Below are 12,301 nucleotides of genomic sequence, written 5' to 3' on the forward strand. Positions count from 1 at the left end.
GAAGGAAGTGAATTTATGAGTTGGTTTGATGATTTATTTAGTAATAAAGAGAATTCTGATGAAGAATTGCTCAGACGCAAAAGTAAACGTCGTAATGGCGATCTAACTCAAAATAAAGATGATTCATTACTTCCTGAAAACAACGATATATATGATCGTCCAAGAGGTAAGTTTCGTTTCCCTATCGATGTGGGTCAAGACGAGAATTATGAAGAAGCAATTTATCGTGACAGTAATGATGATATTGGTAGTTATAGACCACATTCTAGTAATGACCATAGTTCATATGATTCATTTGATTACGAAGGTCATACAAATCAATCTAATAATTATGCTAAGTATGATAGTTCAGAAGATTCAAGAAGACGACGTAGAAGAAATCATATAAATCAAGATGATACTGGTATACCTTCTATTAAATCAAGAAGCCCTAAGTCATCAAATAAATATATTGATACACGTGAGTCACAACGCTTTAATAAACATCAAAACAATTACTCTAGTACCAATGTTTCAAATTATTCAAAAGCTAATTCAAATCACCAATCTAGAGTTAAGTTACAATCAGAGAGATTTAAATCAAACTATCATTTAAGTTCTGAACCTACATATCACCGTTCAAGTTTTAAAACATCGGAAGTACCATCTGCTATTTTTGGAACTAAAAAGCGTAGACCAATCGAAAACGGTGTAATACCACCTGTTAAAGATGATGAAGATTCAAAAGAGTCTATAACAAAATATAGTTCAAGCACAGTTGAACATGTTCCCCATGAAAGTAATCATGCTATAGCTGACAATTCAAATAAGGAAGATACTAAACGTTCCTCACAATTAGATTCATCAATTACCATTGAAAATGAATCAACTATAGAATCAAGTTCTAATACCTCTAATAATAATGAGCGTACTCCAAATTATTCAAAACGTGATAACACGGTGAATATTGAAAATATTTATGCTTCTCAGATTGTAGAGGAAATTAGAAAAGAAAGAGAGCGTAAAGTTCAACAAAAGCGTAAATTTAAAGAAGCCTTACAAAATAAACGACAACAAACTGATGAAGAAGATAGTATACAAAGAGCAATCGACGAAATGTATGCTAAGCAAGCAGAACAATATACTGGTGAAAGTTCACTTAATCAAGGTGACAATGTAAGCAACAAATCGAATGAAAGTGAAATCGATAAAAGCAAGCATAGTTATCATAGTAAGGACAAATCATTAGCTGATGAGCATAATAGGCTAGTTCAAAATCAAACTGATGAACAAACTAATAGTGATAATGTTGATAATCAAACAGAAGTTTCAAATGAATCTCTTGAACCCTACAATTATGAAGAAATTGATTTAAATCAAGTTTCAAGCGTCCAACAAGTTAGACAGGATGATGTACAAGTTAAAGATGTATTAGAAGAACAATCGTCAAAAATTAACAATAATAAAGTGGAAAGTTATTCAAATGAAAAATTTGATGACTACTTAGAGGACACCAATAGTCATGAAGAAATGCTTCATGATGATGATTTACATGAGCAAGTCATGGATGATGATGAAAATGAAGGTATTAGTAATAAAACAACTGATGAAAACAATGATGAAAAAATAGACGATGCTAATTATAGAGAGATTAATGAATCAGAATCACTTATGCAAGATAAAGCGAATGATTTAAAATTTAATGATGAAGTGAATAACTCTGAAAATCAACAAAATTCATCTGAAAATAATATCAATAATGCTGTTCGAAATGCTGTTTCTTCTGATATAGAATACGCAACTAATGAAGATGAAGAAAATGATGAAAGATTGGCACAAGATACGAATAAAGAAGATCAAAAGTTATCACAATCAGAAGATATACAACATGAATCTTTAAATAACGAAGATGTATCATTAACGTCTAATAAAACAGATGATTCAGAACATCTTGAAAAAGATAGTTTAAATGAAGATAAAAAAGCTGAACCATCATTTAATAAAACTAATAAAGCACCACAAAAAATGTCAATCAAGCCTGGTAGTAAACCATTTAATGTAGTAATGACACCTTCTGATAAGAAACGTGTAATGGATGCTAAAAAAAATTCAGTTTCAAGAAACAAAGTTAATGTGCCTGAATTAAAACCAGAAACAAAAAAAGAAGCACAAGATGAGAAAATGAATGCAGAATTCGACAATCATTTAAATGAGTCACAATTAAATTCTGACGAATCATCTGATTTTAATGTGGCATCACTTGAATACAATGAAAGTTCCGAACATTCGGTTGAAAAAGACAATATTATTAATGACGAAAACACAAGAGAAAATGAACATCAAGATGTTGATAATAGTCAAAACAATGATATGCCTAAAGGAAATCAATTTAGTAAAGTTCAAAATTCAAATAATCAAAATGATAATAAACATGATATTAATGAGTTTGTTTCTAAAGAGGGTTATTCCGAAGTTACTTCAACAAAGAATCATAAAGATGGAGATGACGCTAATCATAAGGCTCCTATAAGAAGAGGACCTAATATTAAGCTACCAAGCCTTGATCTATTAGAAGATCATGAAGAACATGAAATAGATGAATCATGGATTGAAGAAAAAAAACAAGAATTAAATGACGCTTTTTATTATTTTAATGTACCTGCTGAAGTTCAAAATGTTACAGAAGGACCAAGTGTAACTCGTTTTGAATTGGCGGTAGAAAAGGGTGTCAAAGTTTCAAGAATTACAGCTTTACAAGATGATATTAAAATGGCTCTAGCTGCTAAGGATATTCGAATTGAAGCACCAATTCCTGGAACAAGTTTAGTTGGTATTGAAGTACCGAATTTAAATCCTACGAAAGTCAATTTAAAATCTATTTTAGAGAGTCCAAAATTTAAAAATGCCGAGTCTAAATTAACAGTAGCAATGGGTAATCGAATCAATAATGAACCATTATTGATGGACATAGCTAAAACACCTCACGCATTAATTGCAGGGGCGACTGGTTCAGGTAAATCTGTGTGTATCAATAGTATTTTAATGTCATTACTTTACAAAAATCATCCTGAAGAATTAAGATTATTACTTATTGACCCTAAAATGGTAGAACTTGCACCATATAACGATTTACCACATTTAGTTTCACCAGTTATTACTGATGTAAAGGCAGCTACACAAAGTTTAAAATGGGCAGTAGATGAAATGGAAAAACGTTACAAATTATTTGCGCAATTCCACGTAAGAAATATTACTGCTTTCAATAAAAAAGCACCATATGAGCAAAGAATGCCAAAAATTGTTATTGTAATTGATGAGTTAGCTGATTTAATGATGATGGCACCTCAAGAAGTAGAACAATCAATTGCTCGAATAGCTCAAAAGGCTCGTGCATGCGGAATACACATGTTAGTTGCAACACAACGACCTTCTGTCAATGTCATTACTGGTTTAATAAAATCTAACATACCTACACGTATTGCATTTATGGTATCTTCAAGCGTTGACTCAAGAACGATTTTAGATAGTGGCGGTGCAGAACGCTTGTTAGGATATGGGGATATGCTTTATTTAGGTAGCGGAATGAATAAACCAATTCGTGTCCAAGGTACTTTTGTTTCGGATGATGAAATTGATGATGTAGTTGATTTCATTAAAGATCAAAGAGAACCTGACTATTTATTCGAAGAAAAGGAATTACTTAAAAAGAATCAAACACAAGCTCAAGATGAATTATTTGATGATGTGTGTGAATTTATGGTTAAAGAAGGACATATATCTACTTCATTAATTCAAAGACATTTCCAAATTGGTTATAACCGTGCAGCTCGAATTGTAGATCAACTTGAACAATTAGATTATATTTCAGGTGCAAACGGTTCTAAACCTAGAGATGTATTTATAACTGAAGCAGACTTAAAGAAAGAATAATTTAAAGGAGTTTTATGTATATGACGCATTATCATTTTGTTGGTATTAAAGGCGCTGGAATGAGTTCATTAGCACAGATCATGCATGATCTTGGTCATGAGGTGCAAGGGTCTGATATTGAAAAATATGTATTTACCGAAGTAGCATTGAAAAATAAAGGAATTAAAATACTACCATTTAATGCAGATAATATTAAAGAAGGGATGGTAGTAATACAAGGTAATGCGTTTCCAGATACTCATGAAGAAATTGTTAAAGCGCATGATTTAAAATTAGATGTTATTCGCTATCATGACTTCTTAGGTCATGTAATTGATCAATATACATCAGTTGCAGTTACAGGTGCTCACGGAAAAACGTCAACAACTGGTTTATTATCACATGTTATGAATGGTGATAAAAAAACGTCATTCTTGATTGGTGATGGAACTGGTATGGGATTACCTGCGAGCGATTATTTTGCATTTGAAGCATGTGAATATCGTCGACATTTCCTAAGTTATCATCCAGATTATGCAATTATGACAAATATTGACTTCGATCATCCTGATTACTTCAAAGATATTGATGATGTAGCAAGTGCTTTCCAAAGCATGGCGCACAATGTCAAAAAAGCAATTATTGCTTGGGGTGATGATGATCATCTAAGACAACTTAAAGCTGATGTTCCAATTTATTACTATGGATTAAATAAAAATGATGATATTTACGCAGATAACATTCAAATCACGGATAAAGGCACTCAATTTGATGTTTATGTTAATGGTGAATATTATGATCAATTTTTATCACCTCAGTACGGTGATCATAATATCCAAAATGCATTAGCTGTTATCGCAATTAGTTACCTAGAAAAGATGGACGTTAACAACATTAAAGAGGCATTAGAAACATTTGGTGGTGTAAAACGTCGCTTTAATGAAACAAATGTTGCTAATCAAGTATTAGTAGACGATTATGCTCACCATCCAAGAGAAATTAGTGCTACAATTGAAACAGCACGTAAAAAATATCCAAATAAAGATATTGTGGCAGTTTTCCAACCACATACTTTCTCAAGAACACAAGCCTTCTTAGATGAATTTGCAACATCATTAAGTAAAGCGGACCATGTTTATTTATGTGAAATATTTGGTTCCATTCGTGAAAATACTGGCGATTTAACGATTCAAGATTTGATAAATCGTATTGACGGATCTGCGCTTATCGAAGAAAATAATATTGACGTATTAGATCAATTTGATAATGCAGTCATCTTATTCATGGGTGCTGGTGACATTCAAAAGTTACAACGTGCATATGAAGAACATGTCGGCATGACAAATGAATTTTAATATGTTTATATATAATTATGTTGGGTATTTATAATTAATAGCTTTTATTTAAAAGTAAATGGTAATTAGGAGGCGTTTTTAATGGATTGGATTTTACCAATTGCTGGAATTATCGCTGCGATTGCATTTTTAGTATTATGTATTGGAATCGTTGTTGTTTTAATTTCAGTTAAAAAGAATTTAGATCACGTTGCTAAAACACTTGATGGTGTTGAAGGCCAAGTTCAAGGTATTACTCGTGAAACAACTGATTTACTTCACAAAGCTAATCGCTTAACTGAAGATATTCAAGGAAAAGTTGAACGTTTAAACTCTGTTGTCGATGGTGTTAAAGGCATCGGTGATTCAGTACAAAACTTAAATGGTTCAGTTGATCGTGTAACTAACTCAATTACACATAATATTTCTCAAAATGAAGATAAAATTTCTCAAGTAGTTCAATGGTCAAATGTTGCAATGGAAATTGCTGACAAATGGCAAAATAGACACTACCGTAGAGGAAGTGCAAACTACAGAAACACATCTGTAGGTAATGATGCAAATCATTCTAACGAAAATTACACTACTAACGTTGAGAAAAACTTTTAATATGATTCAATCAAATGCACTTAAATGAGGTTTTTACTTATTTAAGTGCTTTTCTTATAGGAGGAGTTAATATGAGCAAGAAATATAATCGCGACGCATTTGAAACTACAAATTCTGGTAATGATTTACATGGAAAAGGTGCTAATCAACAAGACAACACATCACAATCAAATGCGACAAAGCATTATGACAGAGATTCATTTGCAACATCTAATACAGGTAGTGATTTGCATGGACAAGGTGCTAATCAACAAGATAGTGCAGCACAATCAAATGCGACAAAACATTACAACAGAGATGAATTTGAAAAAAATAATTTTGGTCATGATTTACATGATAATGGACCAAACCAAAAAAATGGTAAATCTAGACAAGGTTTAAATACAGAACATTATAATAGAGACGAGTTTGTGACTAACAACACTGGTAAAGATTTACACGGTCAAGGTGAAAATCAAAATTCTAATAATTATGATGTTTCAAATTCTCAATATAGTCACAACAAGTTCAGTTCTCATCCTTCACGTAAGGACTTTGTAATTAGTTTTATTACAGGTGCTTTAATCGGTTCAGCTGTAGGTTTATTTTATAAAAATAAAGCTGAAGAAAAAATTGATGGTGCGAAGACTAAAGAAAAAGAATTGAGAAATCGTTACCAAAATATTAAGCAACAAACTGAAAGTAACATCGAAAATGTTAAGCAAAAAATTGATGACTTTAAAAACAGAGACAATTCAGAAGTTAGCAATGATGAACTTGTAGCTCAACAAAATGCAATCAAAGCTGAAACGTCGAATAATTTAGCAGATCAATCACCACAAGCGCAAGAAATACAAGAAGCTAAAGCTGAAGCTAAAAAAGATTCAAAATCGAAAGAAATTAGTGCTACAGAATTAGCTGCACAACAAAATGCAATCAAAGCTGAAACGTCAGATGATTTATCAGACCAATCACCACAAGCACAAGAAATACAAGAAGCTAAAGCTGATGAAATTCAGAATTTAAGAAATAATGAAGATAATAGTGCTGAAGAAATTGTAGCTCAACAAAACGCAATTAAAGCTGAAACGTCAGATGATTTATCAGACAAGTCACCACAAGCGATAGAAATACAAGAAGCTAAAGCTGAAACAGAGAAAGAAGAAGAAAATGAACCTAAAGAGGTTAAGGTTAGTGCAACTGAATTAACAGCACAACAAAATGCAGTAAAAGTTGAATCATCAAATAATAATTTATCAGATTCTTCAATTAAGGATAATGCAAGCCATAATAAACATGTTACTGCGAAAAATCTAGCATCAGCTGCTAAAACAAAAAAAAGTAAATTAGATAATGACTTAAACGTAGCCAATAAAACAAAAACTTTATTAGAAGAGCCTTCTGTTGCTAAATCAATTGGTAATAAAACTGTACCTAATTTAGTAACAAAAAATAATAATACTTTTAACAATGATGAAGATCAAGTTAAAAATAATCAAGCTCACGCTACTTCTAAATTTGAAAATGGTGTTATCACACACGATACAAAATCAAACAATGAAAAATCAACAGGGAATAGTAAGCAATCACAAAACGAACCAAAAGCTAAAAATAAAACACCTAAACAACAACAAAGAGCTGAAAAAGCTAAAAGTAAAATAGATAAACGTACTTTTAATGATTAATGATACTTTAACTTATTGATTAAGTTAATATTCATTCATTATATGGAGTGGATTCAGAAATCTATATATATTAGATTTTTGATTCGCTCCATTTTTTATATCGAAAACGATTAATTAAACATTTCACAATAATAATTAGATAATTCATAAATTTTAGAAAATTTTTGGACTTCTAAGGTTGAACTATTATTTTTAAATTGTTAGAATATTATCTAACTAATATTATTTTATCGCTTTAAAGTAATATAATTGATTAAGTAACTTTTATTGAGGTGAGTAGTAATGTCAACGAAATTAGAACAATACAGAGAAGAAATTGTTTCGATTAATAATCAAATTTTAGAATTATTATCTAAACGTGGAGAGTTAGCTCAAAAGATTGGTGAAGAAAAAATAAAACAAGGCACAAAAGTTTATGATCCACAGCGCGAAAAGGAAATGATTAATGAATTAATGGATCGTAACCAAGGACCTTTTAATGATAATGTTATTAAGCAATTATTCAAAGAAATCTTCAAAGCGTCAACTGACTTGCAAAAATCTGAGAATGAAAAACATCTATATGTATCACGTAAATTAAAACCTGAAGATACAATTGTTAAATTTGACAACGGTGGCATTATTGGCGATGGGAATAAATCATTTGTATTCGGTCCTTGTTCGGTAGAATCTCAAGAACAGGTGGATGCAGTTGCAAAAGATTTGCAAGCTAGGGGAGAAAAATTTATTCGTGGTGGCGCATTTAAACCTCGTACATCACCTTATGATTTCCAAGGTTTAGGCATTGAAGGACTTAAAATTTTAAAAAATGTTAAAGATAAATTCGGTCTAAATGTTGTTAGTGAAATTGTAAATCCTGCTGATTTTGAAGTTGCTGATGAATACCTAGATGTATTTCAAATTGGCGCGCGTAACATGCAAAACTTTGAATTACTGAAAGAAGCTGGCAGAACCAATAAACCTATCCTATTAAAAAGAGGATTGTCTGCCACTATTGAGGAATTTACTTTTGCAGCTGAATATATTGCATCACAAGGGAATAAAAATATTATCCTGTGTGAAAGAGGCATCCGTACTTATGAAAAAGCAACACGTAATACTCTAGATATATCTGCTGTTCCAATTTTAAAACAAGGAACGCATTTACCTGTAATGGTAGATGTAACGCATAGCACAGGACGCAAAGATATTATGTTACCAACTGCAAAAGCTGCTTTAGCTGTTGGTGCAGATGGTGTAATGGCAGAAGTTCATCCAGACCCATCTGTTGCACTAAGTGATAGTGGTCAACAAATGGATTTAAATGAATTTGATCAATTTTACAATGAATTAAAACCATTAGCTGAATTATATAATTCAAAAAAATTAAAATAATAAGTTCACCTAATAAGATAATTGATATACATGAGCTATTCGTTTTACTGAATTATAAGTATGTTTTATAATACTTATTCTGGTAATAATGAATAGCTCTTTAAATTGTCAAACTTTAGCTATTCAATTTATTAATCAACGATTTCATTTTTATTTAATAATATGACAAATCACTCTTTTGTAATTAAAATAATATAAAATATGACATAAATGTGAAATTATTAACAATAGGTTTGAATGAAAGCGATTTTGTGGTAAACTTTGAAAATGAAATGAAAACACGTTATAATAACAAATAAAACGCTTACAAGGAGGAAATTATGACAGTAACTATTTATGATGTTGCTAGAGAGGCCCGAGTATCTATGGCAACCGTTTCACGAGTAGTGAATGGTAATCAAAATGTTAAACCTGAAACTAGAAAAAAAGTTAATGAAGTAATCAAAAGATTAAATTATCGACCAAACGCTGTTGCAAGAGGACTAGCTAGTAAACGAACAACAACAGTAGGCGTTATCATTCCTGACATATCCAATATCTATTATTCTCAATTAGCTCGTGGTATTGAGGATATAGCAACAATGTACAAATATCATTCTATAATTTCTAACTCAGATAATGATTCTGAAAAAGAAAAAGAAATATTTAATAATTTATTAAGTAAACAAGTAGATGGTATTATCTTTTTAGGTGGAACGATTTCTGATGAAATTAAAGATTTAATTAATCAATCATCTGTTCCAGTCGTTGTATCAGGTACGAATGGAAAAGATGACAATATCGCTTCCGTTAATATCGATTTCAAAACTGCAGCAATGGAAATTACTGAGCAACTAATTCAATCAGGTGCTAAAGAATTTGCATTAGTAAGCGGTGATTACTCTAAAAAAGCTCAAGAAGATGTATTTAATGGTCTTAAAGAAGTAGTGGATTGTCATCAATTAAAATTAAATGAAACTGTGCAATTCTCTGGATCTGAAAGTTATAAAGACGGCATTAAAGTATTCGAGGATTTGAAAGGGAATTTACCTGATGCCATTTTATCAATAAGTGATGAACAGGCAATAGGTATTATGCATAGTGCATTAGATGCTGGTATTAGAGTACCAGAAGATTTACAAATTGTTAGCTTCAACAATACACGATTAGTAGAGATGGTAAGACCAAAACTATCTAGTGTTATTCAACCATTATATGATATCGGTGCTGTAGGTATGCGTTTATTAACAAAATATATGAACGAAGAAGAAATTGAAGAACCTAATGTTATTTTACCTCACCGTATTGAATACAGAGGTACAACCAAAGACTAGTAGTAAAAAAATAATTTATTATTAATAGTTACAATTTCAACACATATTAACTGACTAACAGAGAAGGTATGTTATAAACTTTTAAGTTATAGTTGTTTTAAGGGAGCGGTATGATGATTTTAAAATTAAATCATCATACCGCTCCCTTAGTGTGTATACCAATGAACGATTCTACTTGCTCGTTCGTTGTTTTTCTGTGAGATTTCATATGTTCTGGGTATTGTTTGATAGTCGCGATAATCTTCTGTCCAATGTTTAGGTAGGTTTACTGGTGAGTACGCACGCCATTTTTTAATCCATTGTTCTGGTAAAGGACCTTCTTGAATAGGTTTATTAATTAATGCTAAAAATATATGACTCCACGCTCTTGGGACTACTTGCCAAATATTATAACCTCCACCACCAAACATTAAAACTTTTCCATCTGTAAATTTGTGCGCTAATTTATTAATTATATACGGAATTTCGTATAAAGTTTCTAATGAACAACTCATGTGTGTTAAAGGATCTAAGTAATGAATATCCACACCATGTACACTAAGTAGGATATCAGGTTTATAAGCCTCAATAACACTTGTCACGGATTCTTCAAAGACTTTTAAATAATTATCATGTTCAGTATAAGGTTCTAACGGTAAATTTACTGTATAACCATAACCCAAATCTTCGCCACGTTCAGTGTAATGTCCTGAACCTGGAAATAAAAATTTACCTGTTTCATGGATGGAATAACACATGATCGTATTATCAGTATAAAGGCTCCATTGAGTCCCATCACCGTGATGCCCATCAGTATCAATGACCATCACACGCTGGTTATATTTAGTAGCAAGATATTTTGCTGTAATGGCAACATCATTATAAATGCAAAATCCATTGGCACGTCCGGGTAAACTATGATGTAATCCGCCACCTAAGTGACAACCATTTAATATATTTTCATTCATTATTTCATCTGCCAAATTAAGTGCACCGCCAACAATCCTTGCGCTATGTCTGTGCATATGTCGAAATTGGAATGTATCATCTGTATTTAATCCATATTTATTAGCCTCCGATGGACTTAAAATTCCATGAGACGCATGTTTAATTGCTTGTATATAATCATATTTATGAATTAAAGCCAATTCCTCTTCAGTGGCTATTCTAGGATAAATAATTTGATCATCCTTCAACAATTTCATCATTTGGAGTAATTCTGTAGTTAATTTTAATCGCATTTGATTAAAAGGGTGGTTATCATTAAAACGATATTTTAATAGTTCATCTGAATAGACATAACCCGTTCTTAAATTATTTTGCATAAATATCATACCCCTTAAATTTTTAACAGAAATCTTAAAATAAAAATCGATTCTTATAACGTAAATCATCAAAAGACTGTTGCTGATCTAATGTAATTCTGTTACCAATTCTCGCCATTAAACAATTAGCTGGATGACTCGTAATTTCTGGATCATCAGTAGCAAATACTTCTAATCCACCTTTAGACATTAATTTTTGCATCATTTTTTTATATTCAAAAACATCTAATTTAGCTGATTTCAAATCCCAATGCCAATAATACTCAGTTGTCAAAACAATATAGTCTTCAAACTCATCTTGAGAAAGACTTAATGAAATAAGTTCACCACCAAGATGAAACTGTCTAAAATCACGATGTACTTCTATTGCACCTAACTCAATTAAATAGGGTAGCTGTCCTTCAGCCCATCTTTCAAATTCATCGGGATAGTGATATGTTACATACCCTATGACGTGTTTGTTTTCTCGAGCAATATAAATACGACCTTCAGGTAATTGCGTAATTTCTTTCAAAGCGTCAAATTGATCTTTTGCCGGTCTAAAGGCATTTAAGGACTCATCGAAAGAAAGCGTTTTCAAATAAGTGCATGAAACAGGGCCTTCAATAGTGAAATGCTTATTGTTAATTATAAGGTGCTTGGTTACGTTTGTTTTAATGTGTTTCATTCATCTCACTCCCAATATGAACTACTATTATAGTTATTTTATATTTATTTAGAGAAATAAACAAATTAAATTGTAATAATTATCTAAAAATTTTGAATAACACAAAAATTAATGTATAATACTTTTTAAAGAAAGCGATTTCATTAAA

Annotated in this window: 8 protein-coding genes; 6 read left to right on the plus strand and 2 right to left on the minus strand. The window is 31.3% G+C overall.

Annotated elements, in window-relative coordinates:
• The first annotated feature begins 15 nt into the window (after window positions 1-15).
• The 6 genes from EQ029_RS05490 to ccpA all read left to right on the plus strand — a co-directional run bounded on the left by EQ029_RS05490 (window position 16) and on the right by ccpA (window position 10,182).
• A complete protein-coding gene (locus EQ029_RS05490; RefSeq protein ID WP_053022792.1) occupies window positions 16-3,909 on the plus strand; it encodes a DNA translocase FtsK in 3,894 nt (1,297 codons plus the stop codon).
• Between the two features lie 20 nt (window positions 3,910-3,929).
• Window positions 3,930-5,243: a UDP-N-acetylmuramate--L-alanine ligase gene (gene murC, locus EQ029_RS05495; protein ID WP_011275483.1), complete on the plus strand. Its 1,314-nt coding sequence runs from the start codon at window positions 3,930-3,932 to the stop codon at window positions 5,241-5,243.
• 81 nt (window positions 5,244-5,324) lie between these two features.
• The gene (locus EQ029_RS05500; RefSeq protein ID WP_011275484.1) at window positions 5,325-5,831 is read left to right on the plus strand and encodes a DUF948 domain-containing protein; all 507 of its coding nucleotides are present in this window, start codon (window positions 5,325-5,327) and stop codon (window positions 5,829-5,831) included.
• 71 nt (window positions 5,832-5,902) lie between these two features.
• Entirely contained in the window at window positions 5,903-7,495 is a 1,593-nt protein-coding gene (locus EQ029_RS05505; protein WP_011275485.1) for a YtxH domain-containing protein, read from the plus strand.
• Between the two features lie 282 nt (window positions 7,496-7,777).
• The gene (locus EQ029_RS05510; RefSeq protein WP_011275486.1) at window positions 7,778-8,869 is read left to right on the plus strand and encodes a bifunctional 3-deoxy-7-phosphoheptulonate synthase/chorismate mutase; all 1,092 of its coding nucleotides are present in this window, start codon (window positions 7,778-7,780) and stop codon (window positions 8,867-8,869) included.
• A gap of 320 nt (window positions 8,870-9,189) precedes the next feature.
• Window positions 9,190-10,182 (plus strand): catabolite control protein A, encoded by a 993-nt coding sequence (gene ccpA, locus EQ029_RS05515; RefSeq protein ID WP_016930820.1) that lies wholly within the window; start codon window positions 9,190-9,192, stop codon window positions 10,180-10,182.
• A 146-nt stretch (window positions 10,183-10,328) separates the two neighbouring features.
• Here ccpA and EQ029_RS05520 read toward each other — a convergent pair whose 3' ends face one another.
• Both EQ029_RS05520 and EQ029_RS05525 read right to left on the minus strand, forming a co-directional pair.
• Window positions 10,329-11,486, minus strand: coding sequence for an acetoin utilization protein AcuC (locus EQ029_RS05520; protein WP_016930821.1), 1,158 nt, complete (start codon window positions 11,484-11,486; stop codon window positions 10,329-10,331).
• A gap of 34 nt (window positions 11,487-11,520) precedes the next feature.
• The gene (locus EQ029_RS05525) at window positions 11,521-12,153 is read right to left on the minus strand and encodes a GNAT family N-acetyltransferase (RefSeq protein ID WP_057504711.1); all 633 of its coding nucleotides are present in this window, start codon (window positions 12,151-12,153) and stop codon (window positions 11,521-11,523) included.
• Window positions 12,154-12,301: the final 148 nt, after the last annotated feature.

This window comes from Staphylococcus haemolyticus (assembly GCF_006094395.1).
Classification (GTDB): Bacteria; Bacillota; Bacilli; order Staphylococcales; family Staphylococcaceae; genus Staphylococcus; species Staphylococcus haemolyticus.

What these genes read in the sequence shown, in the direction of transcription:
- EQ029_RS05490 (WP_053022792.1), top strand. Translation starts at nt 16, where the DNA reads ATGAGTTGGTTTGATGATTTATTTAGTAATAAAGAGAATTCTGATGAA.
- murC (WP_011275483.1), top strand. Translation starts at nt 3,930, where the DNA reads ATGACGCATTATCATTTTGTTGGTATTAAAGGCGCTGGAATGAGTTCA.
- EQ029_RS05500 (WP_011275484.1), top strand. Translation starts at nt 5,325, where the DNA reads ATGGATTGGATTTTACCAATTGCTGGAATTATCGCTGCGATTGCATTT.
- EQ029_RS05505 (WP_011275485.1), top strand. Translation starts at nt 5,903, where the DNA reads ATGAGCAAGAAATATAATCGCGACGCATTTGAAACTACAAATTCTGGT.
- EQ029_RS05510 (WP_011275486.1), top strand. Translation starts at nt 7,778, where the DNA reads ATGTCAACGAAATTAGAACAATACAGAGAAGAAATTGTTTCGATTAAT.
- ccpA (WP_016930820.1), top strand. Translation starts at nt 9,190, where the DNA reads ATGACAGTAACTATTTATGATGTTGCTAGAGAGGCCCGAGTATCTATG.
- EQ029_RS05520 (WP_016930821.1), bottom strand. Translation starts at nt 11,486, where the DNA reads ATGCAAAATAATTTAAGAACGGGTTATGTCTATTCAGATGAACTATTA.
- EQ029_RS05525 (WP_057504711.1), bottom strand. Translation starts at nt 12,153, where the DNA reads ATGAAACACATTAAAACAAACGTAACCAAGCACCTTATAATTAACAAT.